Origin of the sequence: Vibrio sp. 1-1(7) (assembly GCF_013048485.1) — a bacterium.
Classification (GTDB): Bacteria; Pseudomonadota; Gammaproteobacteria; order Enterobacterales; family Vibrionaceae; genus Vibrio; species Vibrio fujianensis.
On record NZ_VHSP01000006.1, the window covers coordinates 103,416 to 120,668 of the forward strand.

Sequence of the window (17,253 nt, forward strand, 5' to 3'; positions counted from 1 at the left end):
TTATCCTTGTCCTATTGTGCCATGTTCTACATGAAACATCTTGCTATTCGGCATGATCATGTCGGCAACTTGGCTTTCAGTAATAGAACTTACAAACACTTGAGCCCCCGTCGCTTTTAAGCAATCTGCTAGACGCTTACGGCGTTGGCTATCGAGTTCGGAAGCAAAATCATCAATCAAATAGATGCATTGCTTCCCGGTCAGCTCGGTTAAATGTTGACCTTGCGCCACTCTCAGTGCGCACACCATTAACTTAAGCTGACCACGTGAAAGAACATCCTCGACGGGGGTTCCATTCACTTTCATTTTTAAATCCGCTTTATTCGGGCCACTGAAGGTATAACCAAGCAGTTGATCGCGTTCAAAGTGATTTTGCAAAATTTCTTTATAAGCGGTCTGTTTTTCCCAGCCACGATAGTAAGTTAAGCTAATCTCAAATTCAGGCAAGAAGTGGCGACAAAGCGTTTCAGCGACAACTTTCAATTGTTCAACATAAGTGTGTCGCCAAACGTCAATATGTTCAGCCAATTGAGCCAGCTCTTGATCCCAATAACTGATTTCTTTATAACTACGAGCGGTTTTCAATAAAGCATTACGCTGTTTATTCAGACGTTTAAAACGCCCCCATGCCTCAAAAAAAGCTGGTTGGGAATGAAACACGCCCCAATCAATAAAAGCCCGCCGCTGTTTCGGGCCATCGGTTAATAATTCAAACCCTTCTGGATGAATCAACTGCAAAGGTAACACCTGAGCCAATTGCGCTAATTTTTGTCCAGATTGACCGCCTATTTTAACCTCTGTTGAGCCATCACGCTGCTTATTAATGCCAATCGGTAGCTCAAATTGATCCGAGTTCAAAAAACGGCCATGCACAAACAGTTCTGGGCTGTCGTGTTGAATCACTCGTCCAGTTAATGCACTCTTAAATGAGCGCCCATGCCCCAATAAATAAATCGCTTCAAGAACACTGGTCTTGCCACTGCCATTCGGGCCAATAAGAAAGTTAAAGCCTGATGATAAGGTGATATCACAGGCTTTAATATTACGAAATTGCTGAATAACCAAACGAGTCAGAGGCATAATAAAGGCAAAAAGCTCTCTATAGACGAATCGGCATCACCACATACATGGCGCTGTCATCATCGACATTTTCGATTAAAGCACTGGCATTAGCATCAGACATTGAAATTCGAACCTGCTGACAACGCAAGGTATTGAGGACATCCAATACATAGCTGACGTTAAAGCCAATTTCAATCGCGTCACCGGTAAAATCGACATCCAGCATTTCTTCTGCTTCTTCTTGCTCCGGGTTATTGGCGGTAATACGCATTTGCTGATCCGCTAAATTCACCCGAACACCTCGGAATTTTTCATTCGATAATATCGCTGCACGAGAAAAAGCCTGACGCAGCTCGTCGCAACCAGCTAATAATGTTTTATTGGTGTTTTGTGGTAAGACACGACGATAATCAGGGAAGCGGCCATCGACTAACTTAGAGGTAAAGACAAAGTTATTCACTTCAGCTCGTAAGTTGGAAGCGCCAATTTGCAACACCACCGGCTGATCTGGTGCATCCAATAACTTAACTAATTCTAAAATGCCTTTGCGCGGTACAATAATCTGCTTGTTGGCAAACTCTTGCGCAAGTGTGGTCTGTGAGACAGCCATCCGATGACCATCAGTGGCGACAGAACGGAAAGTCTGACCATCAATTTCTAACAACATACCATTGAGGTAGTAGCGAACATCTTGGTTGGCCATCGAAAACTGGGTTTTATCCACCAAGCCACGCAATTCTGCTTGAGTGAGTGAAATTTCCACTTCGCTCTGCCAGTCTTCAATATTAGGAAAATCACTGGCTGGTAAGGTAGCCAAAGAAAAGCGACTTCTTCCTGAACGAACGAGAACTCGATCCCCTTCTAATAACACGGTAATGATGGCGTCATCAGGTAGTCCTCGGCAAATATCTAAAAATTTACGGGCAGGAACCGTGATGCTGCCCGCTTCGAAATCCCCTTCAAGAGAGACTCGGCTGATCAACTCCACCTCAAGATCCGTCGCGGTCATCGACAATTGATCATTATCGACACTGAGTAACAAATTCCCCAAAATCGGCAAGGTCGCTCGCCCACCCAGCGTCCCAGACACCTGTTGTAGCGATTTAATAAAGTGGCTGCGTTCAATGGTAAATTTCATAGTGTGCTCTTAACCTAACGATAGGGAATAAACAGGATAAAAATCATACATCACATCATACGAATAGATGAAGAGATTAAGAAGAAAGCGTTCGTATCAAATTCGAGTAATCTTCTTTTATGTCATGACTCTCTTCGCGTAACTGTTCAATTTTCCGACACGCATGCAGTACGGTAGTATGGTCTCGCCCTCCAAATGCATCGCCAATTTCCGGTAAACTATGGTTAGTTAGCTCTTTCGATAACGCCATCGCTAATTGTCTGGGGCGCGCCACCGAGCGAGAACGACGTTTAGAAAGGAGATCCGCTACCTTTATTTTGTAGTACTCGGCAACCGTTTTCTGAATATTATCGATAGTGACTAATTTTTCTTGCAAAGCAAGCAGATCACGTAGCGCTTCACGGACAAAATCAATGGTAATCGGGCGACCAGTAAAGTTGGCATTGGCGATCACTCGGTTTAACGCGCCTTCCAATTCACGAACATTAGAACGTAATCGTTTAGCGATAAAAAAAGCCACTTCATCGGGGAGATGAATTTGATGATCTTCCGCTTTTTTCATCAAGATTGCCACACGGGTTTCTAACTCAGGCGGCTCAATGGCAACCGTTAGGCCCCAACCAAAGCGGGATTTAAGGCGATCTTCAACCCCATTGATCTCCTTTGGGTAGCGATCAGAGGTGAGAATGATCTGCTGGTTACCTTCCAATAACGCATTAAAAGTGTGGAAAAACTCTTCTTGGGAACGTTCTTTGTTAGCAAAAAATTGGATATCATCAATTAATAGCGCATCGACGCTACGATAGTAACGTTTAAATTCTTCAATCGCATTATTTTGCAGCGCTTTCACCATATCCTGAACAAAACGCTCTGAATGCATATAAACCACTTTAGCATTGGGTTTATTATCGACAATGGCGTTTCCAACAGCATGCAATAAGTGGGTTTTACCTAACCCAGTGCCACCGTATAAAAAGAGTGGGTTATAGGCCGCCCCTGGATTGTCCGCCACTTGACGTGCAGCCGCTAATCCCAACTGGTTCGATTTACCTTCCACAAAATTATTAAACTTGTGTTTGGGATTCACGTTAGAACGGTGATTAATATCGGCCACGGCATTGTCATCATCCCAAGTTTTATGCACGGGCTTACGCCGTGCAAGTTGAGCAGGCGCAGAAGACTCTGCCGCAACATCAGCCGCAGTTCTCACTGGTGCTGGTTTCGCTGCAGCGGCTCGACGGTTACCTATTTCAAAGCGTAAGCTCGGCGCATTATGCCCACAATACTCTGTCAATGAACGATTAATATTGTTGATGTATTTATCACGAACCCAATCGAGCACAAACCGGTTTGGGGCAAACAAAGTGAGAGTATTGTCATTGAGCTCCGCTTGTAACGGACGAACCCACATACTAAATTCTGCGGCTGGTAGCTCTTCTTGAAGCTGTTGCAAACATTGCAACCAAAGCGAAGATGACACGGTTCCCTCACTCTTAAATTAATGGCTAGTAAAGATCGGCAATTCTACCTGTTGATAAGTAAGATCGCCAGTAATTGATCCACAAACTATTGAATAAGATCGAAGTTATTCACAACAATATAAATAAATAAACCGAGATCTCGCTCTAATTAGCCTATTTACCCACACAGTGATCCACATATTCAAAGATCTTTCCGAGTTATCCCCAAAATGACCATTCTGTTTTTTATCCTTGGTTCTGCTTTATAAGCTATGAGTATCTAGGTATAAGTTGTGATCTTATCTGTCGATCACTCTTATTGCGGCTTGCTCCAGTAAAGTTTAATAGCGCGATCAACGAACGATCCTTGAGATTTAGTAAAGACTCCGTATAATCGCCCGACCGAAAAAGAATAGGTAGCGCTGAGCCGTTAACGACAAGATTAACTCTCAGTTACCCTACCCTAGTCATTGACACTTTTTGTGAGTGTGATTACAATTCCGCCTCTTTGTTGAGAGGCGTCGGCGTCTTTTCGAAGACAAACACCCACGCCGGGTTAACTTAAGAACCTAACACTACTGATCAGTAAAGGTAATAATAATGTCTAAACGCACTTTTCAACCTTCAGTTCTAAAGCGCAAGCGTACTCACGGTTTCCGTGCACGCATGGCGACTGCGAACGGTCGTAAAGTAATCAATGCACGTCGTGCAAAAGGCCGTAAGCGCCTGTCAAAATAATCACTGAATTATTTTGAATACGTACGCGTTCAATCGGGAGTTACGTCTGCTAACTCCCGAGCATTATAAAAACGTCTTCCAGCAAGCGCACCGTGCTGGCTCCCCTCATTTTACTATCATTGCCCGCGATAATAATCTCTCTCATCCTCGTTTAGGATTGGCTGTTCCAAAGAAGCAAATTAAAACGGCGGTGGGTCGTAATCGCTTCAAACGTCTCGCTCGTGAAAGTTTTCGTCTCACACAACATCGACTCGCTAATAAAGATTTTGTTGTGATCGCGAAAAAGAGCGCGCAAGATTTAAGCAATGAGGAATTATTTACTTTGTTCGATAAATTATGGCATCGCCTATCTCGCCCTTCACGTGGTTAACCATTGGCTTAGTTAAACTCTACCAATGGATAATAAGTCCGCTTATCGGCCCTCGCTGTCGATTTACGCCGACTTGCTCAACTTATGCGATAGAAGCATTGCGAGCTCACGGTTTTATAAAAGGGTGTTGGTTATCCGGCAAACGTCTATTAAAATGCCACCCTTTGAACGAAGGGGGATATGACCCCGTTCCACCAGTCAAAAAACTAGACAGAGATAAATAACGATGGATTCTCAACGTAATATCCTGTTAATCGCTTTAGCGCTCGTTTCTTTCTTACTTTTCCAGCAATGGCAAACAACAAAGAATCCGGCCCAACCTGCGATTGAACAGGCTCAAGCTAACAGTAACACCCCTGCACCTTCTTTTGCTGATGAATTCGACCCTGCTCCTTCGCAGTCTCAGGCTTCAGCAAAAACCATTACAGTGATCTCGGATGTATTGACTCTGTCCATCGATACGATCGGTGGCGACATCGTCAGTGCCAAACTCAATCAATATTCTGATGAGTTGGATTCTGACCAACCTTTCGTTCTCTTAAAAAATGAGCCCGATCATCAATTTATTGCACAAAGTGGGTTAATCGGCCCTCAAGGAATTGATCTAAGCAGTAATAGTCGCCCGACTTATCATGTTAGCGCTGATCATTTTGAGCTAGCGGATGGGCAAGATGAATTGCGTATTCCGATGACTTATCAAGTCAATGGTATCGAATATAGTAAAACGTTTGTGGTTAAACGTAATGACTATGCCATTGACGTTATTTTTGACGTTGTGAACCGCTCGGGTAATAACGCCACGCTGGGTGTTTATGCTCATCTTCGTCAAAGCCTTCTTGATTCTGGGGGTAACCTTGCTATGCCAACTTATCGTGGCGGAGCCTACTCTACAGAAAATACTCGTTATAAAAAATACAGCTTCAAAGATATGCAGGAACGTAACCTATCCCTCCCTCTTCCTAATGGTGAAGGATGGGCAGCGATGATTCAGCATTACTTTGCAACAGCATGGATTCCGCGTAATGAACCCGACACCAATCTTTATTCTCGTGTCATTGGTAACCTTGGTGATATTGGTGTTCGTATCCCAAATAAAACCATCGCCGATGGCGACAGCACGCAATTTAAAGTCAGCCTATGGGTTGGGCCAAAACTGCAAAATGAAATGGCAGCGACAGCACCTAACCTAGACCTAGTTGTTGACTACGGTTGGTTATGGTTTATCGCGAAACCTTTACATACCTTGCTCTCATTTATTCAGAGCTTTGTTAGTAACTGGGGTATAGCAATCATCTGTTTGACCTTTATCGTCCGTGGCGCTATGTATCCTTTGACTAAGGCTCAATACACATCGATGGCCAAAATGCGTATGCTGCAACCCAAGCTGCAAGCGATGCGTGAACGCATTGGTGATGATCGCCAACGCATGAGCCAAGAAATGATGGAATTGTATAAGAAAGAGAAAGTAAACCCACTCGGTGGCTGTCTACCTATCGTTCTACAAATGCCGATTTTTATTGCTTTATACTGGGCATTGATGGAATCGGTTGAACTGCGTCATTCACCATTCTTTGGGTGGATACATGATCTTTCGGCTCAGGATCCATACTACATACTGCCGCTATTAATGGGGGCAAGTATGTTCATGATTCAGAAAATGAGTCCAAATACTGTTACTGATCCAATGCAACAGAAGATCATGACCTTCATGCCGGTAATGTTTACCTTCTTCTTCTTGTTCTTTCCATCCGGTCTCGTACTTTACTGGTTGGTATCAAACATTGTGACTCTGATTCAGCAAACGCTCATTTACAAGTCACTCGAGAAAAGAGGTTTACACTCTAAGTAAGCATAAATCTCATCGATCAAGGCGACCTTTTGGTCGCCTTTTTATTATTGGCTGATTACAATAATCACCAGTAAATAATTCAATAGGTAATGTTATGACCACCGATACCATTGTCGCGCAAGCCACCGCTCTAGGACGTGGCGGCGTAGGCATTATACGCGTTTCAGGCCCTCTGGCCGCCCAAGCCGCCCTTGAGGTCACCGGGAAGCAGCTTAAACCTCGCTACGCGGAATATTTGCCTTTCAAAGATAATGATGGTGTGGTACTTGACCAAGGCATTGCACTTTATTTTCCCAATCCGAATTCCTTTACCGGAGAAGATGTCCTAGAGCTACAAGGCCATGGCGGCCCAGTTGTCATGGATATGCTTATCAAACGCATTCTTACCATCCCGGGGATTCGCCCAGCTCGCCCTGGTGAGTTTTCTGAACGTGCATTCTTAAACGATAAGTTAGACTTAACCCAAGCAGAAGCCATTGCAGATCTGATCGATGCCAGTTCTGAACAAGCGGCAAAATCGGCACTAAAATCGCTTCAAGGACGATTTTCTCAACGCATTCATACCCTTGTAGAGTCATTGATCCATCTACGTATTTACGTTGAAGCTGCGATTGATTTTCCAGAAGAAGAAATTGACTTTTTAGCTGATGGAAAAGTATCTAATGATTTACAAGCAATTATCGATAACCTTGCTGCTGTGCGTCAAGAAGCCAATCAAGGTGCGATCATGCGTGAAGGGATGAAGGTTGTTATTGCCGGACGTCCAAATGCTGGTAAATCGAGCCTGTTAAATGCTTTATCGGGTAAAGAGTCGGCGATTGTCACCGATATTGCAGGTACAACACGTGATGTGTTACGTGAACATATTCATATTGATGGCATGCCACTACATATCATAGACACAGCAGGACTGCGTGAGGCCTCTGATGAAGTCGAAAGAATTGGTATCGAGCGTGCGTGGGAAGAAATAAAACAAGCTGATCGCGTTTTATTTATGGTCGATGGCACCACGACCGAAGCAATCGATCCCAAAGACATTTGGCCTGATTTTGTCGACCGTTTGCCGGATCATATGGGGATGACAGTGATCCGTAATAAAGTCGATCAAACAGGAGAACCATTAGGGATTTGCCATGTTAACCAACCAACCTTGATTCGTCTTTCTGCTAAAACTGGTCAAGGCGTCGAAGCGCTACGTACCCATTTGAAAGAGTGCATGGGCTTTACCGGTAACCAAGAAGGCGGCTTTATGGCGCGTCGGCGTCATCTCGATGCCTTAGAACGTGCGGCAGAACATCTCACCATCGGCCAACAACAGTTGGAAGGTTATATGGCTGGAGAAATCCTCGCCGAAGAGTTACGTATTGCTCAGCAACACTTAAATGAGATCACGGGTGAATTTAGTTCTGATGATCTCCTCGGGCGAATTTTCTCTTCGTTTTGTATCGGGAAGTAAAGTGGGCAAATAACGGAAAACAACAGCAAGCAACGGTATATAACACACTGATTTTATTAGATCGTCATTTGCCGTTTGTTTCTATCCCCTTATAACCTAAACGCAGTATTAGTGGAAAAGGAAACGTCTAGGAAAATACCCTAAAAAAGAAAGCCAGTTATTACAACTAACTGGCTTTTAAGTAATGAATATATAAAAACGATCTCTTTGTGTAACGACTCAGAATAAAAATATTTAATTAAGTCCGTTAGCTCTTTGACGTAAATTTTCATCACTGTGTATAGCTTGTGCGATTCGATTATACATATCGACAGATAATCCTGTTTTTTCAACCGCTTTAATCATATTTTCAGTGGCCTGCTGCTGAATAATGCGTGCAGTTTCTTCATCCACATCACCATTTAATCTTTCTACTGCTTCTTTACGAATACTATCAACGACTTTACTGGCTACAACAAAATCACGTAGCTCATTATCTGTTACCTTAAAACTAGATTGTGATTGCTGCGCTGATTCATTTGGTGGTGTTTGATTTTCTGCTAAAGCAGGTGACAGAAAGCTGGTCATGCCGAATGATGCCATCAAGAGTGCGAGTGATAACTTTTTCATAGTAATAAAAACTCCTAAAAGAATGAATTCAATATATTTAGAGCAAGTGGTGTGCCAATATGTGGGTATTTATTTAACTTTTTGATTTTATGCATTTTTTTATTTTTTGTTCGAGTTTTAGAATAATAGAAAACTATTAGTGTTTATTTTTGTTACGCTATCTGTCATGATTTATTGAAAAATAGATACACATTGAGTTCAAAGGAAAAGATGGTCAGATTGACTAAAGTCTCTTTATCGGCACGTATCTTATTGTTTGTTTTCCTACCATTATGGGGACTATCGGCTGCGTCTATTAGTATTGGAACTTATTATCTTGCGGATTTACAAACGAGTAAGCTAAAAGGCGATCTTAAACTAATCGCCAGAGCAATTGATGTCCCTATTGGAGAGGCAATCCGCAAAGGAGATATAGAAACAGTTCAGAGAACGCTTGATGCAATTTTTGATTTAGGTCAGGTATATGGTGCGTCTGTCTACAATCAGGATGGTCAGCGTATTGCTGCGGCTGGTATTGCTAAACGAAGCAATAAATATAGCCCTATTGCACTTGAGCTGCTTGAAGTTGGACGTGATGCCAATGTCTATCAACGTCAAGCCGGCAAACAAGTATATTCTCATTTTCTTCCTATCACCGATAAACGAGGGCAGATATCGAGCCTTGTCGAAATTACTCGTCGTGCTAGTGATTTTTCGTCTTCTATGAGTACCTTGTCACACTCGGCTTGGACTGTATGGGGCGTAATTGGCTTACTCACCTTAATCATTGTCTATTTAGGCCACTACCGAGCAGCGGGTCGCGATGTAGCCCAGTTAACGAGTACCATGGCCAAGATTGGTCAAGGCCAGTTAGGCTTACGTGCTTCTGATTCAAATACGTATGAATTATCTTCTATTGCTCTTGCTTTAAACCGAATGCTTGATGATATTGCGCTTTCACAGGAAAAAATACTGGCTCATCAAGAATATGAAACAAAGCTAAATCTGAGGTTAGAACGAAATGAGCGGATGGCAACATTAGGACGATTCGTTAGTGGCGTGGCTCATGAGTTAGGAGCACCATTGAATGTGATTGATGGTAGAGCAAGGCGTTTATCCCGATTTATTGATAAGAATTCAGCGCTACATGAACTGACTTCGATTAGAGGACAAGTTAAGCGGTTAACTCGAATCGTTCGGCAATTATTGGATTTTTCTCGTAATAGTAACCAAAAAGAAAAAGTACTTCTTTTGGATTTAGTAGTACATGCTAGAGAATCACTCAATCATGAACAAATGGAGCCATCACCCTTAATTACCATTAATGTTCCTAATTATCTGTCGGTCTTTGTTGATCCTGATCTGTTCGAATTAGCGTTAATTAACTTACTACGAAATGCAAGCCAAGCCGCTCAAGAAAACGTATTCGTTGAATATGGTGAGTCGCATGATTCCTGGTCGATAACCATCAGCGATGATGGGCAACGTATTCCCATAGATATGGACTTATCTCAGCTATTAGAACCCTTTTTTACGACAAAGCCAAAAGGTCAGGGAACTGGGCTTGGTTTAGCTATTGTTAACAACATCGTGAATGATCATCATGGCGAATTAATGCTTCGACGTTCAGAGCAAGGTGGGCTCATCGTTACACTACAATTTTCAAAGGAACAATGGGTATGAATATTTTATTAGTAGAAGATGATAGTGATTTAGCAGATTTATTGTGTGAAGAGCTTGAGGGCGAGGGGTATCAGGTCACAATAGTCAACTCAGCTGAAGCAGCTTCATGTAAGTTGAATGAAATAATACCCGATGTGGTGATTTCCGACCTAAGATTACCTGATCGCAACGGTATGACATTAATACCGGAAGTTAAGGCTCTGATGCCAACTCCAGCTATGTTATTAATTACAGCGTTTGGCTCGGTTAACCAAGCGGTTGATGCACTTAAAGCGGGGGCGGATGATTTTTTAACCAAACCTTTTGATATGGATCACTGTCTATTAACTGTGAAACGCCTAATTGAGCACCGAAGCTTGAAAAACCAAGCTGAAAACCGTTTCTTTCATGGCATGCTAGGTGAAAGTGCAGTGATGCAGAGCCTTTTTCGTATGATCCAAAAAATATCGAAAACGGATGGGCCTGTCTTAATACTGGGAGAAAGTGGTACTGGTAAGGAGCTAGTCGCTAAAGCGATTCATAATGAAAGTCTTAGGAAAAATGGCCCTTTTCTGGCAGTTAATTGCGCAGGTATCCCTAAGGAGTTACTGGAAAGTGAATTTTTTGGACATTCAGTTGGCGCTTATACCGGGGCAAATCAATCACGATTAGGTTTGTTAAGGGAGGTCGACGGAGGTACCTTGCTTCTTGATGAAATCGGTGAAATGCCTCTTGAGTTACAAGCTAAATTATTACGTGTATTACAAGAAGGGACCATTCGACCAGTGGGTTCTGATAAGGAAATTAGCGTAGATGTACGTATAGTCACGGCAACTCACCGGGATTTAGAGTCTCGTATCGCAGAGGGGCTGTTTCGACAAGATCTATTCTTTCGGCTAGAAATGTTCACATTATCTGTACCACCACTTCGCGAGCGTGGTGATGATCTTACGATTCTTGCCCGGCACTTTCTTTCTACTCAGACACAAGCTGGAAAAACTAAAGCGATTCAATTGAGTAACTTAGCCTGGAAAGAACTACTGAATTATGATTTCCCGGGAAATATACGCGAACTTAAAAATGCGATTGAAAGAGCATCCGTATTCTGTGACGGTGATGAAATTTTACCATCACACCTACCTGAACGTATTAGGAAATCGTCGAGTACTATCAAAGATAATATTTTTGACTCTTTATCTGAAGATATGCCATCGTTAAATGAGCTTCAACGTAACTATATTAAATTTATTCTTGAGAGAGTCGGGGGAAATAAAGCCAAGGCCGCTGATATATTAGGAATAACCCGACGAACCTTATATCGATGGATAGATGAAAGCCATAACTCAACCGTTCGATAGCTTTTCCTAAATCCTTCCTACTTGAAGTAGCAGGAGTGTTGACTACATTCGTTCACCCCAATTACATAGTCTGTCTATACTCATGAGGATGAACTCATTTGCGGCCTACCTACAACTACAAGTTGATTGGGTATAGATTCAAGTTAGCGAACCCATATTAATACTATTCCTGTCAAGATTTTCCGGATGACTGAGTCACACCATTTACATTGTCGATAACTTTGCAGAAACCTTATCTTCCGAAACAAGGAAAAGTAATCTTTTAATATTTCAATTGATTACAATTTCCCACTTTTCCCATCCTGATCTATGATGGAAGTCATCTTGGGAAGTAAGAATTTGACCATAAATTGCAATTTGGTCCCCAATCGGTCCCCAAGAAGTCGCGCGAGGCCAGCTATTATGGGAAACTTCACTTTCTGTATCGGGAAATAGAGTTAACTATATGATCCATATTATAACAGGTAGTACATTAGGTGGTGCAGAATATGTGGGAGATCACATCAGTGATGCATTACAACAAGCAGAAATCGAAAGCCATATCCATAACCAGCCGGTATTGGCAGATATTCCTGCTCAAGGTATCTGGCTTATTGTTACTTCCACGCATGGTGCGGGGGATTACCCAGATAATATCCAACCTTTTATTGCCGCTTTGCAACAAACACCGCCAAATACGCAACAGCTTCGTTATGCGGTCATCGCACTTGGAGATTCAAGCTATGATACTTTTTGCGCTGCTGGTAAACACGCACATGAGCTGTTAGCTGATATTGGTGCCACCCCACTTGCAGACTGCTTTACTATCGACGTTCAACAACATCCGGTTCCAGAGGAAGCCTTAGCTGACTGGCTCAATACATTTATAGCGCGTATTGACTAATTTTTTCCTCCCTATCCTCTTTCTTTTAAGCGGCTTAGGCCGCTTTTTCTTTTTTACCTTCTTATTCTCTTGTGTATAACTACCATTTTATCCGGTGATTAACCTATAGTTATTCATAGAATAACTTTGATCATTATTTTCCTTGTGTATAACTACCACTTTTGATCCCAGCTAATCCTCCGTTTGATCAGGTGATGATCACACGTTCTGATCTTATTCATTCGCATGATCTTATTGATCATTTATCAGTTATCCACAGAGATCCTCTCCCTTAATAGTAGATCTAACAGAAGATCTCTATATAAGATCTTTTTTATATAATTGATTTACTGCTTTCTGGAAAAAAGCATAAAAGCGATTTTCTCGCTGTTGGAAAGAAGGTAGAATACGGCTCTTTTGTTTATCTCAATGAATACCTGAGGTCGTTCATGCTTTATCACGAAACATTTGACGTCATTGTGGTTGGTGGCGGTCACGCAGGAACGGAAGCCGCTCTCGCAGCCGCTCGTACGGGCCAACGTACGTTACTTCTTACCCATAATATTGATACATTAGGGCAGATGTCCTGTAACCCTGCTATCGGAGGGATTGGTAAAGGACATTTAGTGAAAGAAGTGGATGCCATGGGTGGATTAATGGCTGAAGCGATTGATCATGCAGGTATTCAATTTAGAACCCTTAATGCTTCGAAAGGCCCTGCTGTTCGAGCTACACGAGCTCAGGCAGATCGAGCACTTTATAAGGCTTATGTTCGTCATACTTTGGAAAATACCCCCAACCTGACGCTGTTTCAGCAAGCTGCTGATGATCTTATTGTCGAGAACGATCATGTGCGTGGTGTTGTCACGCAAATGGGCCTAAAGTTTCATGCCAGATCGGTGGTATTGACGGTAGGAACTTTCCTAGGTGGTAAGATCCACATTGGATTGGAAAACTTTTCTGGTGGTCGAGCCGGGGATCCTCCATCGATCGCATTAGCACAACGTTTGCGAGAATTGCCATTTCGAGTGGATCGTCTGAAAACTGGCACACCACCACGTATTGATGCAAATAGCGTTGATTTCTCAGTACTGGAAGCGCAACACGGTGATAATCCAACGCCCGTATTTTCATTTATGGGCAAGCGTGATCATCATCCGCGTCAGATCCCATGCTTTATCACACACACAAACGAGAAAACGCACGATGTGATCCGCAATAATTTGGATCGTAGCCCAATGTATGCGGGTGTTATTGAAGGTATAGGCCCACGCTATTGCCCATCCATCGAAGATAAAGTGATGCGTTTTGCGGATAAAAATAGCCACCAAATTTTTATCGAACCTGAAGGTTTAACTACCACTGAACTATATCCAAACGGTATTTCCACTAGTTTACCTTTTGATGTTCAAGTTCAAATTGTTCGTTCGATGAAAGGGTTTGAAAATGCCCATATTGTGCGACCTGGCTATGCGATTGAATACGATTTCTTCGATCCTCGCGATTTAAAACAGACCTATGAAACCAAATTTGTTCATGGTCTGTTCTTTGCTGGGCAGATCAACGGTACCACCGGTTATGAAGAAGCAGCAGCGCAAGGCTTAATGGCAGGGTTGAACGCCAGCTTGTACAGTCAAGAAAAAGAAGGCTGGAGCCCTCGTCGAGATCAAGCTTATATGGGCGTGTTAATCGACGATCTTTCTACCATTGGTACAAAAGAACCTTATCGTATGTTCACTTCTCGTGCTGAATATCGCTTACTACTGCGCGAAGATAACGCAGATTTACGTCTAACCGAAAAAGCATATCAATTAGGTTTGATTAGTGATGATCGTTGGGCTCGTTTTAATCAAAAAGTTGATCATATGAATAAAGAGCGTCAGCGTTTAAAAGATACGTGGATGAATCCTCAGTCAAAAGAGGTCGATGCGCTGAATTCTTTATTAAAAACACCAATATCCCGTGAAGCTAGCGGTGAAGATTTACTACGCCGCCCTGAAATGACTTATGAACGGTTAACCTCTCTTCCTACCTTTGCGCCCGCTTTAGAAGATCATCAGGCCGCTGAGCAGGTTGAAATTCAGGTTAAATACGAAGGGTATATTCAACGTCAGCAAGATGAAATTGAAAAATCTTTGCGCCATGAACATACTAAATTACCGGTTGATTTAGATTATAAAGCCGTGAAAGGATTATCGAATGAGGTGGTTGCTAAACTGAATGCGTCTAAACCGGAAACGGTTGGAATTGCCTCGCGTATTTCAGGAATTACGCCTGCAGCGATTTCCATCCTACTCGTGCACCTGAAAAAGCATGGTTTGCTAAAAAAGGGAGAGGCTGAGTCATGAATCCATTAAAAGTTAGACTCGATGCGCTGATTGCGCAAACCAACCTTATTGTTTCTGAGTCGCAACGAGAACAATTGGTCGGTTATGTTGAGCTACTGAATAAATGGAATAAAGCGTATAACTTAACCTCCGTTCGAGACCCAATGGATATGTTGGTGAAACATATCCTTGATAGTATAGTGGTAAGCCCACACTTAGTGGGTAAACGTTTTATCGATGTTGGCACGGGCCCTGGATTACCAGGTATTCCGCTGGCTATTATGAATCCAGATAAACATTTTGTGTTGTTGGATAGTTTGGGTAAACGGATTCGTTTTATTAAACAAGCGCTGCATGATCTGGGGATCAGTAATGTTACGCCAATACAAAGTCGAGTCGAACAGTACCAACCGGAACAAGGGTTTGATGGTGTACTTAGCCGAGCCTTTGCTTCTATGCTGGATATGGTAGAGTGGTGTCAACACCTACCTTGCGCTGAGCGTGGACGCTTTTTAGCCCTCAAAGGTCAGCATCCGGAAGAAGAGATAACCCTACTTCCAGAGTGGTGTTGTGTGATCGACATCAAAGCTTTGAATGTTCCAGAGTTGGAAGGTGAGCGTCATCTTGTAATCTTATCGCGCAAGGAATAATAGCGAGGCATACCGTGGGTAAAATTGTAGCGATCGCCAACCAGAAAGGTGGCGTGGGAAAAACAACAACCTGTATTAATTTAGCTGCATCTATGGCTGCAACTAAACGTAAAGTATTGGTTGTCGATCTCGATCCGCAAGGCAATGCAACAATGGCTAGTGGTGTAGATAAGTATCAAGTCGATGCAACCGCATATGAGTTATTGGTTGAAGAAGCCCCGTTTGAAGATGTGGTATGTCGTAAAACATCTGGACATTATGATTTAATTGCGGCTAATGGTGATGTGACAGCCGCGGAAATTAAGTTAATGGAGGTTTTCGCGCGCGAAGTTCGCTTGAAAAACGCCCTCTCGGCAGTTCGTGATAACTATGATTTCATCTTTATTGATTGCCCCCCCTCTTTAAATCTACTTACAATCAACGCGATGGCAGCAGCTGATTCGGTGCTGGTGCCAATGCAATGTGAGTACTTCGCATTAGAGGGACTAACCGCTTTAATGGATACTATCAGTAAGTTAGCTGCTGTGGTGAATGATAATTTGAAGATCGAAGGTTTACTTAGAACCATGTATGATCCGCGTAATCGGCTAGCGAACGAAGTTTCTGACCAGTTAAAAAAACATTTTGGTAATAAAGTTTACCGTACGGTCATTCCTCGTAATGTACGTCTTGCTGAAGCGCCCAGTTATGGTAAGCCAGCAATGTATTATGATAAGTACTCCGCAGGAGCTAAAGCTTACCTCGCTTTAGCGGGCGAGATGTTGCGTCGTGAAGAAATCCCTGCATAACACCGAAAAAGGAACAATCTTACATGTCTAAACGTGGCTTAGGAAAAGGATTAGATGCTTTGCTTGCTACCAGTTCCATGGCAAGAGAAAAGCAGCAGGTCGCTTCGCATAGCCAAGCGATGTCAGCAGATGGCGAGCTAACTGAACTGACCATCACTAGCCTTACACCAGGTATTTATCAGCCACGTAAAGACATGTCGCCAGAAGCACTAGAAGAACTCGCTGCTTCTATTCATTCGCAAGGTATTATTCAACCGATTGTCGTTAGGCCTTTAGAGTTTGGTGGTTTTGAAATCATCGCCGGTGAACGACGTTGGCGCGCAGCAAAACAAGCCGGATTAAAACAAGTTCCATGTTTGATCAAACGAGTGGATGATCGAGCGGCGATCGCGATGGCCTTGATCGAAAATATTCAGCGTGAAGATCTTAATGTGATTGAAGAAGCTCAAGCGCTAGAAAGGCTACAAGATGAATTCAAACTGACTCACCAACAAGTGGCCGATGTGATTGGTAAATCACGCGCTACGGTTAGTAATCTTTTGCGCCTGAATCAATTACATGATGAAGTTAAACGGCTGGTTGAAAATAAACAACTCGAAATGGGGCATGCTCGAACACTATTAGCCTTAACAGCTGAGCAGCAGATAACGTGCGCTGAAGAGATGGTAAAAAAGCATTTAACCGTGCGTCAAGCAGAGGCTTTGGTGAAACGTTGGTTAAATCACGAAGAAAAGAAAAAGTCACCCAAAACAGACCTTGCGAAAGAGGTCGAGCAACAATTGAATGCCATTGCTGAACGATTAAAAACACCAATGGCGATACAATTACAAGCAAGTGGAAAAGGTCGTGTTGTGATCGATTTTACCGATCAGGAACAGTTGAACCATTTGTTGAAACAATTAGATACGATTGTCTCGTAAATATAGCTGACAGAATGTTTTTTCT

16 protein-coding genes are annotated in these 17,253 nt (G+C 42.7%); 12 read left to right on the forward strand and 4 right to left on the reverse strand.

Annotated elements, in window-relative coordinates; translation table 11 throughout:
• From recF to dnaA, 3 genes are all read right to left on the reverse strand, one after another.
• Positions 1 to 1,080, reverse strand: a complete 1,080-nt coding sequence (recF, locus tag FKN05_RS15420) for a DNA replication/repair protein RecF (protein WP_099610309.1) — start codon at positions 1,078 to 1,080, stop codon at positions 1 to 3.
• A 19-nt stretch (positions 1,081 to 1,099) separates the two neighbouring features.
• Positions 1,100 to 2,200, reverse strand: coding sequence for a DNA polymerase III subunit beta (gene dnaN, locus FKN05_RS15425; protein ID WP_099610308.1), 1,101 nt, complete (start codon positions 2,198 to 2,200; stop codon positions 1,100 to 1,102).
• A gap of 76 nt (positions 2,201 to 2,276) precedes the next feature.
• Positions 2,277 to 3,680 (reverse strand): chromosomal replication initiator protein DnaA, encoded by a 1,404-nt coding sequence (dnaA, locus tag FKN05_RS15430; RefSeq protein WP_099610307.1) that lies wholly within the window; start codon positions 3,678 to 3,680, stop codon positions 2,277 to 2,279.
• A gap of 580 nt (positions 3,681 to 4,260) precedes the next feature.
• On the opposite strand from dnaA, the gene rpmH reads away from it, so the two are divergent.
• The 5 genes from rpmH (at position 4,261) to mnmE (ending at position 8,073) form a co-directional block, all read left to right on the forward strand.
• Positions 4,261 to 4,398, forward strand: coding sequence for a 50S ribosomal protein L34 (gene rpmH, locus FKN05_RS15435; RefSeq protein ID WP_072670256.1), 138 nt, complete (start codon positions 4,261 to 4,263; stop codon positions 4,396 to 4,398).
• Positions 4,399 to 4,444: 46 nt separating this feature from the next.
• On the forward strand, positions 4,445 to 4,768 hold the full coding sequence (gene rnpA, locus FKN05_RS15440) for a ribonuclease P protein component (protein WP_161455716.1): 324 nt from the start codon (positions 4,445 to 4,447) through the stop codon (positions 4,766 to 4,768).
• Positions 4,735 to 4,992 (forward strand): membrane protein insertion efficiency factor YidD, encoded by a 258-nt coding sequence (gene yidD, locus FKN05_RS15445; RefSeq protein ID WP_099610305.1) that lies wholly within the window; start codon positions 4,735 to 4,737, stop codon positions 4,990 to 4,992. The genes rnpA and yidD overlap by 34 nt, the downstream gene beginning before the upstream one ends.
• A 2-nt stretch (positions 4,993 to 4,994) precedes the next feature.
• A complete protein-coding gene (gene yidC / locus FKN05_RS15450) occupies positions 4,995 to 6,617 on the forward strand; it encodes a membrane protein insertase YidC (RefSeq protein WP_099610304.1) in 1,623 nt (540 codons plus the stop codon).
• A gap of 94 nt (positions 6,618 to 6,711) precedes the next feature.
• Entirely contained in the window at positions 6,712 to 8,073 is a 1,362-nt protein-coding gene (mnmE, locus tag FKN05_RS15455; RefSeq protein WP_170887901.1) for a tRNA uridine-5-carboxymethylaminomethyl(34) synthesis GTPase MnmE, read from the forward strand.
• Positions 8,074 to 8,307: 234 nt separating this feature from the next.
• On the opposite strand, the gene FKN05_RS15460 is transcribed toward mnmE, so the two are convergent.
• Entirely contained in the window at positions 8,308 to 8,682 is a 375-nt protein-coding gene (locus FKN05_RS15460) for a DUF4168 domain-containing protein (protein ID WP_161433662.1), read from the reverse strand.
• Between the two features lie 210 nt (positions 8,683 to 8,892).
• On the opposite strand from FKN05_RS15460, the gene FKN05_RS15465 reads away from it, so the two are divergent.
• From FKN05_RS15465 to FKN05_RS15495, 7 genes are all read left to right on the forward strand, one after another.
• On the forward strand, positions 8,893 to 10,344 hold the full coding sequence (locus FKN05_RS15465; protein WP_170887903.1) for a sensor histidine kinase: 1,452 nt from the start codon (positions 8,893 to 8,895) through the stop codon (positions 10,342 to 10,344).
• Entirely contained in the window at positions 10,341 to 11,681 is a 1,341-nt protein-coding gene (locus FKN05_RS15470; RefSeq protein WP_161428180.1) for a sigma-54-dependent transcriptional regulator, read from the forward strand. Before FKN05_RS15465 ends, FKN05_RS15470 begins: the two co-directional genes overlap by 4 nt.
• A gap of 445 nt (positions 11,682 to 12,126) precedes the next feature.
• On the forward strand, positions 12,127 to 12,564 hold the full coding sequence (gene mioC / locus FKN05_RS15475; RefSeq protein ID WP_099610302.1) for an FMN-binding protein MioC: 438 nt from the start codon (positions 12,127 to 12,129) through the stop codon (positions 12,562 to 12,564).
• A 428-nt stretch (positions 12,565 to 12,992) separates the two neighbouring features.
• Entirely contained in the window at positions 12,993 to 14,891 is a 1,899-nt protein-coding gene (mnmG, locus tag FKN05_RS15480) for a tRNA uridine-5-carboxymethylaminomethyl(34) synthesis enzyme MnmG (RefSeq protein ID WP_099610301.1), read from the forward strand.
• Positions 14,888 to 15,520: a 16S rRNA (guanine(527)-N(7))-methyltransferase RsmG gene (gene rsmG / locus FKN05_RS15485; protein WP_099610300.1), complete on the forward strand. Its 633-nt coding sequence runs from the start codon at positions 14,888 to 14,890 to the stop codon at positions 15,518 to 15,520. Before mnmG ends, rsmG begins: the two co-directional genes overlap by 4 nt.
• Positions 15,521 to 15,534: 14 nt before the next feature.
• Positions 15,535 to 16,308: a ParA family protein gene (locus FKN05_RS15490; RefSeq protein ID WP_099610299.1), complete on the forward strand. Its 774-nt coding sequence runs from the start codon at positions 15,535 to 15,537 to the stop codon at positions 16,306 to 16,308.
• A 23-nt stretch (positions 16,309 to 16,331) separates the two neighbouring features.
• Entirely contained in the window at positions 16,332 to 17,228 is an 897-nt protein-coding gene (locus FKN05_RS15495) for a ParB/RepB/Spo0J family partition protein (protein WP_170887905.1), read from the forward strand.
• The last annotated feature ends 25 nt before the right edge of the window (positions 17,229 to 17,253 follow it).

Coding starts and splice junctions, on each gene's coding strand:
- mioC (WP_099610302.1), top strand. CDS start 12,127: ATGATCCATATTATAACAGGTAGTACATTAGGTGGTGCAGAATATGTG.
- rsmG (WP_099610300.1), top strand. CDS start 14,888: ATGAATCCATTAAAAGTTAGACTCGATGCGCTGATTGCGCAAACCAAC.
- FKN05_RS15465 (WP_170887903.1), top strand. CDS start 8,893: ATGGTCAGATTGACTAAAGTCTCTTTATCGGCACGTATCTTATTGTTT.
- mnmE (WP_170887901.1), top strand. CDS start 6,712: ATGACCACCGATACCATTGTCGCGCAAGCCACCGCTCTAGGACGTGGC.
- FKN05_RS15460 (WP_161433662.1), bottom strand. CDS start 8,682: ATGAAAAAGTTATCACTCGCACTCTTGATGGCATCATTCGGCATGACC.
- mnmG (WP_099610301.1), top strand. CDS start 12,993: ATGCTTTATCACGAAACATTTGACGTCATTGTGGTTGGTGGCGGTCAC.
- recF (WP_099610309.1), bottom strand. CDS start 1,080: ATGCCTCTGACTCGTTTGGTTATTCAGCAATTTCGTAATATTAAAGCC.
- FKN05_RS15495 (WP_170887905.1), top strand. CDS start 16,332: ATGTCTAAACGTGGCTTAGGAAAAGGATTAGATGCTTTGCTTGCTACC.
- FKN05_RS15470 (WP_161428180.1), top strand. CDS start 10,341: ATGAATATTTTATTAGTAGAAGATGATAGTGATTTAGCAGATTTATTG.
- dnaN (WP_099610308.1), bottom strand. CDS start 2,200: ATGAAATTTACCATTGAACGCAGCCACTTTATTAAATCGCTACAACAG.
- rpmH (WP_072670256.1), top strand. CDS start 4,261: ATGTCTAAACGCACTTTTCAACCTTCAGTTCTAAAGCGCAAGCGTACT.
- yidC (WP_099610304.1), top strand. CDS start 4,995: ATGGATTCTCAACGTAATATCCTGTTAATCGCTTTAGCGCTCGTTTCT.
- yidD (WP_099610305.1), top strand. CDS start 4,735: ATGGCATCGCCTATCTCGCCCTTCACGTGGTTAACCATTGGCTTAGTT.